Raw genomic sequence first — 15,713 nt, 5'->3', positions numbered from 1 at the left:
CTCGCCATCGGCGACCGCTGCACCGGTGACCGGGTCGATGATCTCCGGATAGAAGTGGTCTTCCCAGATCGTCGGGCCATCCTTGGTCTCGATGCATTCGCTGGCGACACCGGGGCCCATCACTTCGGACAGGCCGTAGATGTCGACGGCATCGATGTTGGCGCGGTTCTCGATCTCCTGGCGCATCGCGTTGGTCCAGGGCTCGGCGCCGAAGATGCCGGTGCGCAAGCTTGATTTAGCTGGATCGAGGCCTTGGCGATGGAATTCCTCGATCAGGTTCAGCATGTACGACGGCGTCACCATGATGATGTCGGGCTTGAAGTCCTGGATCAGCTGCACCTGCTTCTCGGTCTGGCCGCCGGACATCGGCACCACGGTGCAGCCCAGGCGCTCGGCGCCGTAGTGCGCACCGAGGCCGCCGGTGAACAGGCCATAGCCATAGGCGATGTGGACCATGTCGCCCGGCCCGCCGCCGGCAGCGCGGATGCTGCGGGCGACGACATCGGCCCAGGTCGAGATGTCCTTCGCGGTGTAGCCGACGACCGTCGGCTTGCCGGTGGTGCCGCTCGAACCGTGGATGCGCGAGATCTGATCCCTCGGCACCGCGAACAGGCCAAAGGGATAGTTGTCGCGCAGATCCTTCTTGGTCGTGAACGGGAACTTCGCCAGATCCGCCAGCGACTTCAGATCATCCGGATGGACACCGGCAGCATCGAAGCTCTTCCGGTAGTGGGCGACGTTGTCGTAGGCATGGCGCAGCGACCAGCGCATGCGCTCCAGCTGCAGCGCCTGGAGTTCATCGCGGCTCGCGCGTTCGATCGGATCGAGCGTGGCGGCCCTGGATTGATGACGGCTGACCATGGAAAGACTCCTCGCAGAAAAGGCCGGTGACGTACAGATGGGGATGCTGCGAACTGTTCATCGTTTCCGGCCAGCGCACATGACCCCGGGTGCAGGGCCGCTGCCGGAACGTGCAATTCGCGCGATCTCTATGGATTTACGACGGATTCAGGGATTGGAAGCATTCAGGACATCACCCTTGACGCGGGCAGACTTGCCACGGAACAGCGCCACGACCCCAGCTTCGGGATCGGTCAGGGTCACGTCGTAGACGCCGCTGCGGCCCGCCAGCGAGCGCTCCATTGCGGTCGCCGTCAGCAAGGTGCCAACGGGCACCGGGCGCAGGTATTCGATGTTGCAGCCGGCGGCTACAGTCGCTTCGTTGCGGCTGTTGCAGGCAAAGGCGAAAGCACTGTCGGCGAGCGCGAACAGGAAACCGCCATGGCAGGTCTGATGGCCGTTGAGCATGTCCGGGCGCACGGTCATGCTCAGCGTCGCGTAACCGGGGCCGATGTCGAGGATCGTCACGCCCAGCGTCTGCGAAGCCTGATCGCGCCCGAACATCGCGCCGCCCACGGCTTTCGCGAGCGCCAACGGATCGGCGGCATCGATCGGAACGATGTCGCTCATCGTCCTGCCCTTGCTGCATTGGCCTTGCGTTGGTCGCGGCGCTGTTCGGCAGCGGCGTAGCGGGTGCGCTCTTCGTCGGTTTCCAGCTTCAAGGGCGGCACCGGGGCCGGCTTGCGGTCGGCATCGAGCGCCACCATCGTGAAATAGCAGGTGTTGGTGTGCCGGCGTTCGCCGGTGTGCAGATGTTCGGCCTCGACCCGGATGCCGACTTCCATCGAAGTCTTGCCGGTGTAGTTGATCGCCGCCTTGAAGGTCACCAGATCGCCGACGTGGATCGGCTCCTTGAAGAACATCTGATCGACCGACAAAGTCACCACGTAATGCTTGCTGTAACGCGCCGCACAGGCGTAGGCGACGTTGTCGAGCAGCGACAGGATGCGGCCGCCGTGGACATTGCCGCTGAAGTTGGCCATGTCCGAGGTCATCAGGACATTCATCACCAACTGTTTTTCCGGACCTTCACTCATGTTTTGTCTCTCTGGAATGGGCTGAGGTGCTCGAAGCGAGCACCTGCTGGCGGAGGCGCGGCGAGGCGCGATAACGCGGCTCGCCGTAATGCCTTGTCAGGTTATCAAGCACCGCAAGCACGGTGCGAGCACCGATGCGCGCTGCCCATTCCAAGGGTCCGATCGGGTAACCGACGCCACCACGCATCGCGATATCGACCGCCGCCGCATTGCAGACCTGCTGATGCACGGCATCGCTCGCTTCGTTGGCCAGCATCGCCACCGTGCGCAGCACCGCAAGCCCGGGAGAATCGGCGAGCTGGGAGACCGCGAAACCGGCGGCCTGCAGCAAGCCGGTGATCGCCACCAGCGCAGCCGGCGGACTCTGTGCGGCAACGGCAATCGCCGCGCGTTTGGCGGTGGCCGCATCGAGCATCAGATCGATGACCACGACTTCTCCGATGCCGAGCGCGGCGGCGCGCGCGGTGGCGCTGCGGCCATCGCTGGCGAACAGCGCCACGCCGTCGACGGTAGCGATCCGGCCATCGCTGGCATCCGCCATGGTCAAAGCGAGCAGGCTGCCTGAAGCATCCAGCCGCTTGGCCAGCGCTGCTGCCAGCGGATCGGCAATCGTCAGCTCGATGCGCGCCGGACGCGGCTGCGGCGCCAGACTGGCTGGCGCAGCCTTGGTCGCGCCCTCGCGATAATCGTAGAAGCCGCGCCCGCTCTTGCGGCCGAGATAACCGGCCTGCACCAGCTCCAGTTGCAGCAGCGAGGGCTGGAAGCGCGGATCGCCGTAGTAGGCGTCGAACACCGAACGGGTCACGGCGTAGTTCACGTCATGACCGATCATGTCCATCAGCTCGAATGGCCCCATGCGGAAGCCGCCGGATTCGCGCATCACCGCATCGAGCGTTGCGACATCGGCCACGCCTTCCTGCAGCAGGCGCAGGGCTTCGGCGTAGTACGGCCGGGCCACACGGTTGACGATGAAGCCGGGTGTGGAACGCGCATGCACCGGCGTCTTGCCCCAGCGCTCGGCGGTGGCGAACACGGTGGCGGCAAGCGCTGCATCGGTGGCCAAACCTGCGATCACTTCGACCAGCGCCATCAGCGGCGCCGGATTGAAGAAGTGCATGCCGACCAGCCGCTCCGGCCGTTTCAGCTTGGCGGCGATCGCGGTGATCGACAGCGACGAGGTATTGCTGGCGAGAATCGCATCCGGCCCGAGCAGTGCTTCGAGCGCCGCGAACAAGCCGCGCTTGGCTTCGAGATCTTCGACGATCGCTTCGACGACCAGCTTCGCTTCACGCAAGTCTTCGAGCGCAGTCGCCGGCTTCAGCGCGGCAGACGCAGCGTCGAACTGTTCGGCGCTGAGCTTCTTCTTCTCGACCAGCTTGGCGAGCTGGGTACGGATGCCGGCGATCGCCACCTCCGCAGCACCAGCGCGCCGGTCATGCAGCCAGACCGGATGGCCGGCAACGGCGGCAAGCTGGGCGATGCCGGCGCCCATTGCACCGGCGCCGATCACCGCGACGGCGGCTGAAGTCGGCAGGGCCGCGGAAGAAGCTGGGGAAGCTGGATTCATGCGAAATTCGCTGAGCGCAGGAGTTCATGCAACTGGCGGCGGCGAACGCCCATGTTGCCGCCGTCGAACAGCGGCAGCGCGAGCGCGTCCTGCAGCAGCCCGGCCAGTGGCAGCGCGTGGTCGTAGCTGTCGATGCCGACGACTCTCATCAGATCGGTGATCACTCTCACCGCAGTTTCGGAGCCAAAGATCTTCGAGTGCAGCGACAGCTCGAGCGCATCCGGCGCCTGGGCATCGACGGCCGCGCAGGCGCGCCAGCCGAGGCTGCGTGCCGCTTCGATGGCCGTCTTGGCATCGGCCAGCGCGTAGCCGACGGCCTGGTGATCGATGATCGGCACCGCGCCGCCGCGGGTTTCCGTGCGCGCGAAATTCAAGGCGAAATCGAAAGCCGCACGGGCCACGCCGACGGCCATGATGCCGACCAGTGCCGCGGTGCCCGAGAAGCTCGCTTCGACCAATGCCTTGCCGCCACCGACACCACCGACGACGTGATCGGCCGGCACGCGAACCTGATCGAAATGGAAGCGTGGCGTCAGATGCGCGCGATGGCCGAGCGTTTCCGGGCAGGCCTCGGTGCTCAGGCCACGTTCCGGCTTCGGCACCAGCAGCACGCTCAGCCGCTGTTCCGGCGGCGCATCCGGATCGGTGCAGCAGACCACGCAGAGCAGGTCGGCACCGCGCCCGTCCCAGCCGGTCGCGCTCGATACCCACTGCTTGCTGCCGGAGATCAGCCAGTCGCCACCGGCCCGCACGGCAACCGTCCGGGTACCACCACCGACGGCTGTCGATGCGAAGTTGGCACTGCCGCCCGGCTCGCTGTTCGCCAGTGCCGCCAATGGCTCGCCGCTGATCGCGAGGAACGGCGCGATGTGGCGCTGCTGCTGTTCCGGGGTGCCGGCGATGAACAGCGGCATCAGGCCGAGCAGGTTCGCGAACAGGGTCAGCGAGACATTGACGTCGATGGCGTGAAACTCCTCGGCGACGATCGCCATGTCCATGACGCCGCTGCCGCCACCGCCGAAAGGCATCGGGATCAAGCGGCGCAGAAAGCCGGCACGGATCGCTGCTTCATACATCGGTCGGGTCGCCGCGAAGCGTGCTTCCGGTGTGGCCAGATGCAGGCTGGCGGCAGCGACCGTGCTCAGGGTTTCCCGGGCGAATGCGCGAGCAGACGCCTTCAAGGCCAGTTGTTCAGCACTGAAGCGAAGATCGAAGCTCATCGAGAAACCCCTGGCTGAAAATCGGGAAGATCAGCGGCCCGTGAAGCTGGCCGGGCGCTTTTCGAGGAAGGCGGCAACGCCTTCCCGGTAGTCGTCGCTGAAGCCGAGTTCGCGCATCGCGCCGGCTTCAGCCTTCAGCGCTACTTCGAGCGACACCGAGCCATTGTCGAGAATCAGCTGCTTGGTACGCGCCAGGCCCTTGGTCGGGGCGGTCGAAAGATGGCTCAGCAGCTTTTCGACTTCGTCCTTGAACTTGTCGTCGTCGATCGCCTTCCAGATCAGGCCCCATTCCTCGGCCTGCGTCGCGGTCAGCTTGTCGCCGAGCATCGCCAGGCCCATCGCCCGCGCGGTGCCGAGCAGGCGCGGCAGGATCCAGGTGCCGCCGGTATCCGGGATCAGGCCGAGCTTGCAGAATGGCTGGATGAAACTTGCCGAACGCGTTGCCAGCACCAGATCACCCCCGAGCGCGACATTGGCACCGGCACCGGCGGCCACGCCGTTGACCGCGACCACGACCGGCATCGGCAAGCGACGCAGGCTGGTCACCAGCGGCGCCCACCAGGCTTCGACGGTGTCACCGAGATCAACCGGCGCACCGCCCGGCGCCACCGCACGATCGGACAGATCCTGGCCGGCACAGAAGCCGCGGCCGGCACCGGTGAGCAGCAGCACTCTGGCGCTCGGATCGGCCCTGACGGCGTTGATCGCGTCGCGCAGTTCGGTGTGCATCGCCACGGTGAAGCTGTTCAGACGATCCGGACGGTTCAGTGTGATTCGGGCGATGCCGTTTTCAAGCTGGAACAGGATGTTTTCGTAAGCCATGCGTGTCTCTCCTCCGCTGTCGGAACTGCTTTCATTCTCGCCGGGTGCACGGCCATCCCTGGCGCGACTTCAGCCACTTGAACGAGCCCCGGCCCGGCCATCCATGGCCGGGCGCGCGGTCGCGGCGAGCAATGCTCGCCTCAAGCTGCGACCGCGCCCTTTTCCACCATCGTCAGCACGTCATAGGTCGCGACGACCAGGCCATCCTGATTGCTCACCACCGTATCCCAGCGCACTTCACCGTAGTTCTCGGTGATGCGCGGATTCTTGCCCTTGCAGGTCAAGGTCACGCTCAGGGAATCGCCCGGCTTGGCTGGCGTCACGAAGCGCAGATTGTCGAGGCCGTAGTTGGCGAGCACCGGGCCCGGGTCCGGCTGCACGAACAAGCCGGCAGCAACCGACAGGATGTAATAGCCGTGCGCGACGCGACCGCCGAAGAACGGATTGGCCGCGGCGGCCGCTTCGTCCATGTGGGCGTAGAAGGTGTCGCCGGTGAAGTGCGCGAAGTGTTCGATGTCTTCGAGCGTGATCAGCTTCGGCCCAGCTTTGACCGTGTCGCCGAGCTGCAACTCGCCGAGATTCTTGCGGAACGGATGGATGCCTTCGGCACGCGGCGAACCGGCGATCCACTGGCCGGTGATCGCGGAGAGCGTGGCCGGCGAACCCTGCAGCGCGGTGCGCTGCAGGTAGTGCTTGACGCCCCGCACGCCGCCCATTTCCTCGCCGCCACCGGCGCGGCCCGGGCCGCCGTGGACCAGCACCGGCATCGGCGAGCCGTGGCCGGTCGATTCCTTGGCGCAGTCGCGGTTCACGATCAGCAGGCGGCCGTGATAGCTGGCCGCGCCCATGACCAGATCGCGGGCGAAATCGTTGTCGTAAGTGAACAGCGAGCCGACCAGGCTGCCCTCGCCCTTGGCGGCCAGCGCGATGACGTCGTCGATGTCGTCATACGGCATCACGGTGGATACCGGGCCGAAGGCCTCGATCTCGTGGACGGCCGGCGAGGCATGCGGGTTCGCGCAGCGCAGCAGCAGCGGCGACAGGAACGCGCCCTTCTTGGCATCGCCACCGGTGACGGCGAAATCCTGCGGATCACCGAACACCAGATCGGCGACGTCGCGCAGGCGGCCGACGGCCTTCAACACTTCGTCACGCTGGCCGAGCGAGGCCAGCGCGCCCATGGTCACGCCGGCCTGGGACGGATCACCGACGACGACCTTGGCCAGCCGCGCCTTCAGCGCTTCGACCACCGCATCGAGCTGCGCGCGCGGCACGAAGGCGCGGCGGATCGCCGTGCACTTCTGGCCGCACTTGGTGGTCATCTCGCGGACCACTTCCTTCACGTACAGATCGAACTCCGGCGTGCCCGGCAGCGCATCGGGGCCGAGGATCGAGCAGTTCAGCGAGTCCGCTTCCATCGTGAAGCGCACCGAATTGCGGACGATCACCGGATGCGATTTCAGCTTCTGGCCGGTCGATGCCGAGCCGGTGAAGGTGACCAGATCCTGGCCGGTGAGATGTGTGAGGAGATCGCCGACCGAGCCGCAGATCAGCTGGAACGAGCCTTCGGGAAAGATGCCGGAAGCGACCATGTCGCGGAACACGCGCTCGGTCAGATACGAGGTCTGGCTGGCCGGCTTGACGATCGCCGGCACGCCGGCGAGCAGGTTCACGGCCAGCTTTTCGAGCATGCCCCAGACCGGGAAGTTGAAGGCATTGATGTGCAGCACCACGCCCTTCAGCGGCGTCATGATGTGCTGGCCGACGAAGCTGCCGGTCTTGCCCATCACTTCGGTATTGCCATCGACGATGAAGCTGGCGTTCGGCAGTTCGCGGCGGCCCTTGCTGGCATACGAGAACAGCGTGCCGAAGCCGCCGTCGATATCGATCATCGAATCGTTCTTCGAGGCGCCGGTGGCGGCCGACAGCGCGTAGTAGACGTCCTTGCGTTCGCCCAGATACTGGCCCAGAGCCTTCAGCTTCATCGCGCGTTCGTGGAACGTCAGCTTGCGCAGCGCCGGGCTGCCGACGCGGCGCGCGTAGTCGAGCATCGCCGCGAAGTCGAGACCCTTGCTCGACACCTGCGCGACCGGTTCGCCGGTCAGCGCGTTCAGCATTACCTCACCGCCCTCGCCCTGCTGCCATTTGCCGCAGGCGTAGCTTTCAAGCTTGATCATGGTTGTCACTCCTCGGGTTCTGGACGGCGATCGCGCGCCGGCTTATCGGTTCTTGAATACGGGTTTGCGCTTGTCGAGAAAGGCGGCAACACCTTCGCGGCGGTCTTCCGTGGTGAACGTGGCTTCGAACAGCGTGGCCTCGTGTTTGAGCCCTTCATCGAGGAAGGTTTCATGCGCGGCGTTCACTGCCGCGCGGGCCAGCTCGACGATCGGCGCCGAGTAGCCGGCGATCCGTTCGGCAGTCTTCAGCGCTTCCGGAATCAGCTCGGCCAGCGGCAGCACGCGGGACACCAGGCCACAGCGCTCGGCTTCGACGGCATCGATCGCGCGGCCGGTCAGCACCATCTCCATCGCTTTCGCCTTGCCGACCGCGCGCACCAGCCGCTGGGTGCCGCCGGAGCCCGGAATCAGGCCCAGACGAATCTCGGGCTGGCCGAACTGGGCGTTGTCGGCAGCAAGTGCGAAGTCGCACATCATCGCCAGCTCGCAGCCAGCGCCGAAGGCCATGCCGGCGACGGCGGCGATCACCGGCTTGTGCATCGCGCCGATCTGGTTCCAGGCGCCGCGCAGTTCGGTGTTGCTCCGGGCGTCTTCCTCGCTCCAGTCCTGCAGCGCGCGGACATCGGCACCGGCGGCGAACACCTTGTCGCTGCCGGTGATGACGATGGCACCGATGCTGTCGTCGTCATCGAGCGCGATCAGGGCCAGACGCAGCGCTTCACGCAGCGGCATCGACAGCGCATTCATCGCCTCTGGGCGATTCAGGCGCAGCAGTGCGACCCGGCCAATGCGCTCGGTCAACAAGAGGTCTGCGTCAGCCACGCCTCAGGTCTCCTGATCGAAGTCGAGCGTGAGGCTGTCGCTGACCGGGAAGCTCTGGCAGCTCAGAATGAAGCCGCGCGCCAGCTCGTAATCTTCGAGCGAGTAATTGGCATCCATGTCGACTTCGCCGGACAGGCGCTTGCACCGGCAGGTGCCGCAGACGCCGCCCTTGCAGGCGTACGGCAGTTCGATGCCATTGGCCAGCGCCGCATCGAGCAGCGACAGGCCGTTCTTCTTCAGGCTGAACTGTTGGCTGCGGCCATCGTGGATCACGGTGACTTCGCAGCCGGCTTCGCCCTTCACCACCGCTGCGCGCGGCTTGCGTGCCGCGCCATTCATCGCGGTGCCGAACAGCTCCAGCTTGATGCTGGCCTTGGGCACGCCGTTGGCGACCAGGCTGTCGCGCACCTGCTCCATCATCACCTGCGGGCCACAGACGTAGGCGACGTCGATGTCTTCGGGATTGACCCACTGCTTCAACAAGGCGTCGCACTTCGCGGCATCGATGCGGCCGTTGAACAGGTCGACGTCCTGCTGCTCGCGGCTGAGGATGAACACCAGATTGAAGCGGCTCATGTAGCGATCCTTCAGGTCGGCCAGCTCGTCCTTGAAGATCACACTCGATGAGGCGCGATTGCCGTAGACCAGGGTGAAGCGGCTGTTCGGCTCGGCCTGCAAGCTGGTCTTGATCAGCGACAGGATCGGCGTGATGCCGCTGCCGGCCGCGAAGGCGACATGATGGCGCTGCGATTCCGGCTCCAGCGGCACGCTGAAATGCCCGGACGGCTCCATGACGTCGAGCGTGATGCCCGGCTTCAGATGCTCGAAAGCCCAGCTTGAAAACAGGCCATCGTCGATGCGCTTGATCGCGACTCGCAGGCTCTGTTCCTGCGCTGCCGAGCAGATCGAATACGAACGCCGCACTTCCTCGCCGCCGATATCGGCACGAATGGTCAGGTGCTGGCCAGCTTCATAGCGATAAGCCTCGCGATGCTCAGGCGGCACGTCGAAAGTGACGACGACGGCATCGCGCGTCTCCGGGCTGACCTTGGCCACGCTCAACGAATGAAACTTGCTCATGCAGCTCTCCCCGCATACGGCCCCAGCGTTGTTGCCGCTAGTGGCACTTGAAATAGTCGAACGGCTCCAGGCAAGTCTTGCAGCGATACAGGCTCTTGCACGGCGTCGAGCCGAACTGGCTCAGCATCTCGGTGTTGGTCGACGCACAGCGCGGGCAGGCCACCACGGGCGCCGGCGGCGCGCGCCGGGTCAGCCGGCTGATGTCGATGCGCTGCTCGCCAGTCGACAGGCCCACCGGCGGCGCGATGCCGTAGTCGCGCAGCTTGGTTTTCGCATCCACCGTCAGCCAGTCGGTGGTCCAGGCCGGTGACAGACGGGTTTCCATCTTCGCGTCGGCAATGCCGTGGGCGGCCATCGCTTCGCGGATCGACGCCGCAATGACCTCGGTCGCCGGGCAACCGGAATAGGTTGGCGTCACCGTGACCACCAGCTGCTCTTCCTGCCAGCGCACATCCCGAACGATGCCGAGATCGGTGATCGAGATCACCGGGATCTCCGGGTCCGGCACTTCGGCCAGCCAATGCCAGATGGTGTCCAGCGAAGGCTTGTCGACGGCGGCGGCGTTCATCGCGAAGCGGGCTTACCAGCTCGCGCCGGGATGACTGCGCTGCAGCACCTGCATCTCGGCCAGCAGCTTGCTCAGGTGTTCGCTGTGCAGGCCCTGCTTGCCACCCTTCGGCATCCAGCCGCCGGCGGCCGGCAGCTTCAGCGTGGCTTCGGCAAACACTTCGCGAACATAGGCCAGCCATTCGTCCTGCAGGCTGGCCGGATCGAAGCCGATGCCGGCCGCCGTCATTTCGGCGTCGACGGCATCGCCGATGAACAGCTCGTGGCTGTACGGCCAGACCTTGTCGATCGCTGTCTGCAGCATGGCGTGGCTGCGCTCGCTCCCGTCGCCGAGACGCACCATCAGATCGCTGGACCGGCGCAGGTGATAGCTGACTTCCTTGACCGCTTTCTCGGCGATCGCGGCAATCGCGGCATCGCTGGAGGTGAGCAGCCGGCGCAGCGCCAGTGACGACCAGGCATCGAACAGGAATTGCCGCGCCAGGGTGTCGGCGTAGTTGCCGTTCGGCTGCTCGACCAGCAGCACGTTGCGGAACTCGCGGTCGTCGCGGTGATAGGCGAGGCTGTCTTCATCGGCGCCATTGCCGGCCGCTTCCGCCGCCAAGCTCAGCAGCAGACGCGCCTGGCCGAGCAGATCGAGCGCGACATTGGTCAGCGCCATGTCTTCTTCCAGCGCCGGGCCCTTGCCGCACCATTCACCAAGGCGCTGGCTGAGGATCAGCGCGTTGTCGCCGAGGCGCAGCAGATACTCGTGGCGAGCGGCGCTCATAGCCCTTTCACTTCGTCAGGCATCGGGAAGAAGGTGGGATGGCGATAGACCTTGCTGTTGGCCGGATCGAACAGCTCGGCCTTGTCATCCGGATGGCTGGCGGTGATGTCGGCGGCCTTGACGATCCAGATGCTGACGCCTTCGTTGCGGCGCGTGTAGACATCACGGGCGTTATTGAGCGCCATCGTCGCGTCCGGCGCATGCAGGCTGCCGACATGACGATGCGCCAGCCCGTGCTGGCTGCGGATGAACACTTCCCACAACGGCCATTGGTTCTTCATGTGCTTGTCCTTCAGGCAGCTTGAGCGGTGGCGAGTTGTGCCTGCTTGTCGGCGTGGGCAACCAGGGCATCGCGGAACCACTCGCCGTCGGTCCAGGCCTTGTTGCGCACTTCCAGGCGTTCGCGGTTGCAGGGGCCATTGCCCTTGACCACGTTGTAGAACTCTTCCCAGTCGATATCGCCATAGTCGTAGTGGCCGCGCTCGGCGTTCCATTTCACTTGCGGATCCGGCACGACGAGACCCAGATGTTCGGCCTGCGGCACGGTCTGATCGACCATCTTCTGGCGCAGTTCATCGTTGGTGAACAGCTTGATCTTCCAGGCCTGGGACTGGGCGCTGTGTACCGAATCGCCATCCGGCGGACCGAACATCATCAGGCTCGGCCACCACCAGCGATTGAGCGCGTCCTGGGCCATCGCCTTCTGCCCGGGCGTGCCTGCGCACAGCGCCAGCATGATGTCGTAGCCCTGGCGCATGTGGAACGCCTCTTCCTTGCAGACGCGGATCATCGCGCGGGCATACGGCCCGTAACTGCATCGGCACAGCGGAATCTGATTCATGATCGCCGAGCCGTCGACCAGCCAGCCGATGGCGCCGACATCGGCCCAGGTCAGGGTCGGGTAATTGAAGATCGACGAGTACTTGGCCTTGCCCGTGTGCAGGTCGTCGACCATCTGGTCGCGGGTGATGCCCAGCGTTTCCGCCGCGCTATACAGGTACAAGCCATGGCCGGCTTCGTCCTGCACCTTGGCGAGCAGGATGGCCTTGCGCTTCAGCGATGGCGCACGGGTGATCCAGTTGCCTTCCGGCAGCTGACCGACGATTTCCGAATGCGCGTGCTGGCTGATCTGGCGGATCAGCGTCTTGCGGTAGCGATCCGGCATCCAGTCCTGCGGTTCGACGCGAATGCCGTCGTCGATGCGGCTCTGGAAGCGCGCTTCGCGCTCGTCGAGTGAGCTTGCCGAAGGGGACCCGGTATCGGCCATCCCCACATTGTTCTGGGCATGCATGACGGCACTCCGCTGAAGACCTGCGGTCATTATTCGATACACTATTAATTAAGTCAACACGTTTTTTGTATCGTTAAATGCAGGCCTGTAAAATCGCCGCCATTCCATCCGGACCCCAGCCTGAATGAGCATCAACGCCTGGATCGAGCGCTATCTGGCAGATGAAGTACCGAAGTCGAAATCGCTGATCGTCACGGTCTTCGGCGATTCGCTGCTGCCGACCACGCCGGGCATCTGGCTGGGCGAACTGATCGCGCTGATGGCGCCTTTCGGCGTCAGCGAACGCCTGGTGCGCACCAGCTGTTTCCGCCTGATCGACGAAGACTGGCTGGCCGCGCGCCGTGATGGCCGGCGCAGCCATTACTCGCTGACCAGTTCCGGCAAGCGCCGCATCGAGCGCGCCTATCAGCGCGTCTACACGCCGCCGCTGCTGGACTGGGACGGCCAGTGGACCCTGGTGATCACGCCCCGCAGTGGCGATACCCATCCGAACCGCGGCCAGCTCAAGCGCGAACTGGAGTGGGAGGGCTTTGCGCTGCTGACGCCCGGCGTGCTGATCCACCCGGTGGAGAAAGCCGAGGCGCTGCGGCAACTGCTCGAGGAACTGGGCCTGCGCGAACGTGCCGCCGTGCTCAGAGCCCGGGACCTCGACGGCTTCGGCGGGCCCGGCGCTCAAGCCCTGATGATCCAGTGCTGGAACCTGGACGAGGTCGGCGCCCGCTATCGCAGCTTCATCGGGCATTTCCAGCCGCTGCTGGCCAAGCTCGGCAAGGCGGTGCTGACCCCCGAACAAGCCTTCCTGATCCGGACCCTGCTGATCCACTCGTTCCGCCGCGCCACCCTGCACGACCCGCGTCTGCCGGCCGTCATGCTGCCGGCCGCCTGGCCCGGCACTGCTGCCTACGAACTATGCAGAGCGCTGTACGTGCTGACCGCGCGCGATGCCCAGGCTCATGTGGCCTCGATCTGTGGCGTCAGCGAATCATTCGCCGTCGCAGACACCAGTCGGATGCCGGACCAGGTCAGCAGCCGCTTTGGCGGGATCAACGTAGCTTGATCACCGCTGACAGCAGCTGCGATCGATCCGCGCAAGGTCCGACCAGAATCTCGACATCACCGGCCTCGAACACCGGCGCCAGGTCGCGGCCCAGGAACTTCAGATCCGAGGCAGGCAGGCTCAGGTTCACGACGCCGCTTTCGCCGGGTGCGAGATCGATCTTGCCGAAGCCTCGCAATTCCAGCAGTGGCCGGGCGACGCTGGCCACCGGGTCGCGGCTGAACAGGAACACCGTCTCCTGCGCCGCCCGCGAGCCGCTGTTGGTGATCGTGACCTGCACATGGATGGTATCGACCGGCGACACGCTATCCGGCGTCACGCGCAGGTCTGCGTAGCTGAAGCGCCCGTAGCTCAAGCCGTGGCCGAAGCAGTACAGCGGGTCGTTGGCGACGTCGAGATACTTGCTGGTGAAGAAGTCGTCCGGGTTCATCGGCCGGCCGCTGGGGCGCTGGCCGAAGAAGATCGGCACCTGTCCGAGCGCGCGTGGCCAGCTCATCGGCGTGCGTCCGCTCGGCGAGACTTTTCCCGATAGAACATCGGCGATGGCGTTGCCGGCTTCGCTGCCGAGAAACCAGGCGGCTAATAACGCATCGGCTTTTTCTGCCAGCCAGGGGATGACCAGCGGCCGGCCCGAAAACAGGATCGCGACGACGGGAATGCCTAGGCTCTGCGCCCGCGCAAGGACTGCCTCGGTGAGTGCGCGCTGCTGTCCGGGGAGTTCCGGGTAGGCACGGCTTGCAGCCTCGCCGCTCATGTTGTGGGCCTCGCCGATGCACAGCAGGACCGCGTCGGCACCCTCGCAAAGCGCGACGGCTGCAGCGATACCGCCGGCATCGTCATCGCGGATGGCCACACCCGCCGCGTGCACGATCTCGGTGCCGGGAAAGCCCTGGCGCAAGCCCGAAAGCACGCTGACGTGCTTGTCAGGCTCGCCGGCCGCGCCCCAGCAGCCGCCCATTTCCGGACCGTTGTCGGTGAGCGGGCCGATGACGCAGAGCTTGCCGATGGCAGGGGCGAGCGGCAGCGTGTCACCGTCGTTCCTCAGCATCACGATCGCCCGCGCGCCGACTTCACGCGCCAAGGTTCGACGCTGCGCGACCACTTCGGGCGCCTCGGCTGTGGAGCCACGGCGGTAGGGGTCGTCGAACAGTCCCAGCTGCTCCTTGAGCTTGAGCACGCGGCGCACCGAGGTGTCGATCTGCGCCATGGTCACCAGCCCGCGTTCCAGCGCCACCGGCAGGCCCTTGCGGTAGGCGTCGGCCATCATGTCGATGTCGACACCGGCGTTGAGCGCGAGCGCTGCGGCCTCGACCAGATCGGCGGCAACGCCGTGACGGATCAGTTCGCCGATGGCGTTGTAATCGCTGATCAGCACGCCTTCGAAGCCGAGCTTGCCGCGCAGGTAGTCGCCGAGCAGTTCGCTGTGCGCGGTCATCGGGATGCCGTTCAGATCGGTGAACGCCGGCATGATCGAGGCGACGCCGGCGGCCACCGCGGCTTCGAACGGCGGCAGATGCACTTCGTGCAGGCTGCGTTCGGAGATGTCGACGGACGCGTACTCGCGCCCGGCCATCACCGGCCCGTAAGCGCAGAAATGCTTGGCGCAGGCGGCGAGCGCATCAGAGCGCGCGAGATCGGCGGTCTGGAAGCCGCGGACCTTGGCCTCGGCCAGTCGCGCGCCCAGCCAGGGATCTTCACCCGGCCCTTCGGCGGTGCGGCCCCAGCGCGGATCGCGCGAGACGTCGAGCATCGGGTTGAAGGTCATCGCCAGGCCATCGGCGGCGGCTTCGGTGGCGGCCTCACGGGCCGTCAGTTCCCAGGCCTGCGGATCGAACAGCGCCATCTCCGCGAGCGGAATGGGGAACAAAGTGCGATGACCGTGGATCACATCAAGGCCGATCAGCAAGGGAATACCCAGACGCGATTGTTCCACCGCCAGCCGCTGCATCTCGTGCGTCGGTCCGGTACCGACCATGTTCAGCAGATTGCCGAGGGAACCGTCGGCGATCGAATCGGTGGAATCACCGGCGATGATCGGGCCGGTCACCGCGTAGCTGGAGGCGGTCATGGTCAGCTGGCCGAGTTTCTCTTCGAGCGTCATCTGGGCCAGCAGCTTGTCGATACGGCTCATCAATAAGTCCTTTTGGAAGTGTCTCGGGGCTTGGCCATGATAGGTCGCCAAAGTGAAGCGTCGGCACGCGAGCCCGAGAGCAGGGGCAGATGTACCCAGATCTATCAATGCCGTCAGAATCAGGGCAACAAGGAGGCTTCATGCTGACAGCGGAAAATACCGAGAGTGCCGAAGCGCATCGTCGCCTTGCGGCAACAAGCACGGCGGCGGAACCATCAGGTGCGGCGCTTGCTGCGCTACCGGACGAGGCGCTGCTGGAGCAGGTCCAACGTC

The 15,713-nt window shown here is 65.5% G+C and carries 15 protein-coding genes; 1 reads left to right on the top strand and 14 read right to left on the bottom strand.

Annotated features, from left to right (window positions below; translation table 11 throughout):
- The 13 genes from Q0D45_RS08675 to paaA all read right to left on the bottom strand — a co-directional run.
- On the bottom strand, nt 1-861 hold an 861-nt coding region (locus Q0D45_RS08675; RefSeq protein WP_293391327.1), incomplete at its 3' end, for an AMP-binding protein.
- Nucleotides 862-1,008: 147 nt separating this feature from the next.
- Complete coding sequence (gene paaI, locus Q0D45_RS08670) at nt 1,009-1,470, bottom strand: hydroxyphenylacetyl-CoA thioesterase PaaI (RefSeq protein WP_293391324.1); 462 nt, start codon at nt 1,468-1,470, stop codon at nt 1,009-1,011.
- On the bottom strand, nt 1,467-1,937 hold the full coding sequence (locus Q0D45_RS08665; RefSeq protein ID WP_293391321.1) for an acyl-CoA thioesterase: 471 nt from the start codon (nt 1,935-1,937) through the stop codon (nt 1,467-1,469). Before Q0D45_RS08665 ends, paaI begins: the two co-directional genes overlap by 4 nt.
- A complete protein-coding gene (locus tag Q0D45_RS08660; protein WP_293391318.1) occupies nt 1,930-3,504 on the bottom strand; it encodes a 3-hydroxyacyl-CoA dehydrogenase in 1,575 nt (524 codons plus the stop codon). Before Q0D45_RS08660 ends, Q0D45_RS08665 begins: the two co-directional genes overlap by 8 nt.
- A complete protein-coding gene (locus tag Q0D45_RS08655; RefSeq protein ID WP_293391315.1) occupies nt 3,501-4,724 on the bottom strand; it encodes an acyl-CoA dehydrogenase family protein in 1,224 nt (407 codons plus the stop codon). The genes Q0D45_RS08660 and Q0D45_RS08655 overlap by 4 nt, the downstream gene beginning before the upstream one ends.
- Nucleotides 4,725-4,754: 30 nt before the next feature.
- Nucleotides 4,755-5,546, bottom strand: a complete 792-nt coding sequence (gene paaG, locus Q0D45_RS08650; protein ID WP_293391312.1) for a 2-(1,2-epoxy-1,2-dihydrophenyl)acetyl-CoA isomerase PaaG — start codon at nt 5,544-5,546, stop codon at nt 4,755-4,757.
- Nucleotides 5,547-5,686: 140 nt separating this feature from the next.
- Nucleotides 5,687-7,723, bottom strand: coding sequence for a phenylacetic acid degradation bifunctional protein PaaZ (gene paaZ / locus Q0D45_RS08645; RefSeq protein ID WP_293391309.1), 2,037 nt, complete (start codon nt 7,721-7,723; stop codon nt 5,687-5,689).
- A 42-nt stretch (nt 7,724-7,765) separates the two neighbouring features.
- The gene (locus Q0D45_RS08640) at nt 7,766-8,545 is read right to left on the bottom strand and encodes an enoyl-CoA hydratase-related protein (RefSeq protein WP_293391306.1); all 780 of its coding nucleotides are present in this window, start codon (nt 8,543-8,545) and stop codon (nt 7,766-7,768) included.
- 3 nt (nt 8,546-8,548) lie between these two features.
- A complete protein-coding gene (paaE, locus tag Q0D45_RS08635; protein ID WP_293391303.1) occupies nt 8,549-9,625 on the bottom strand; it encodes a 1,2-phenylacetyl-CoA epoxidase subunit PaaE in 1,077 nt (358 codons plus the stop codon).
- 37 nt (nt 9,626-9,662) lie between these two features.
- Nucleotides 9,663-10,193, bottom strand: a complete 531-nt coding sequence (paaD, locus tag Q0D45_RS08630; protein ID WP_293391300.1) for a 1,2-phenylacetyl-CoA epoxidase subunit PaaD — start codon at nt 10,191-10,193, stop codon at nt 9,663-9,665.
- A 12-nt stretch (nt 10,194-10,205) separates the two neighbouring features.
- Nucleotides 10,206-10,961: a 1,2-phenylacetyl-CoA epoxidase subunit PaaC gene (gene paaC / locus Q0D45_RS08625; RefSeq protein ID WP_293391297.1), complete on the bottom strand. Its 756-nt coding sequence runs from the start codon at nt 10,959-10,961 to the stop codon at nt 10,206-10,208.
- Nucleotides 10,958-11,242, bottom strand: a complete 285-nt coding sequence (gene paaB / locus Q0D45_RS08620) for a 1,2-phenylacetyl-CoA epoxidase subunit PaaB (RefSeq protein ID WP_293391294.1) — start codon at nt 11,240-11,242, stop codon at nt 10,958-10,960. Before paaB ends, paaC begins: the two co-directional genes overlap by 4 nt.
- An 11-nt stretch (nt 11,243-11,253) precedes the next feature.
- Nucleotides 11,254-12,252: a 1,2-phenylacetyl-CoA epoxidase subunit PaaA gene (gene paaA, locus Q0D45_RS08615; RefSeq protein ID WP_293391291.1), complete on the bottom strand. Its 999-nt coding sequence runs from the start codon at nt 12,250-12,252 to the stop codon at nt 11,254-11,256.
- A gap of 124 nt (nt 12,253-12,376) precedes the next feature.
- Here paaA and paaX point away from each other — a divergent pair, with 124 nt between their 5' ends.
- The gene (paaX, locus tag Q0D45_RS08610) at nt 12,377-13,309 is read left to right on the top strand and encodes a phenylacetic acid degradation operon negative regulatory protein PaaX (protein ID WP_293391288.1); all 933 of its coding nucleotides are present in this window, start codon (nt 12,377-12,379) and stop codon (nt 13,307-13,309) included.
- On the opposite strand, the gene Q0D45_RS08605 is transcribed toward paaX, so the two are convergent.
- Complete coding sequence (locus tag Q0D45_RS08605; protein WP_293391286.1) at nt 13,296-15,440, bottom strand: glycoside hydrolase family 3 N-terminal domain-containing protein; 2,145 nt, start codon at nt 15,438-15,440, stop codon at nt 13,296-13,298. The genes paaX and Q0D45_RS08605 overlap by 14 nt on opposite strands.
- Nucleotides 15,441-15,713 lie beyond the last annotated feature (273 nt).

It is taken from the genome of Nevskia sp. (genome assembly GCF_023266035.1).
GTDB lineage: Bacteria > Pseudomonadota > Gammaproteobacteria > Nevskiales > Nevskiaceae > Nevskia.
This window is presented reverse-complemented; position numbering and strand designations above follow the sequence as displayed.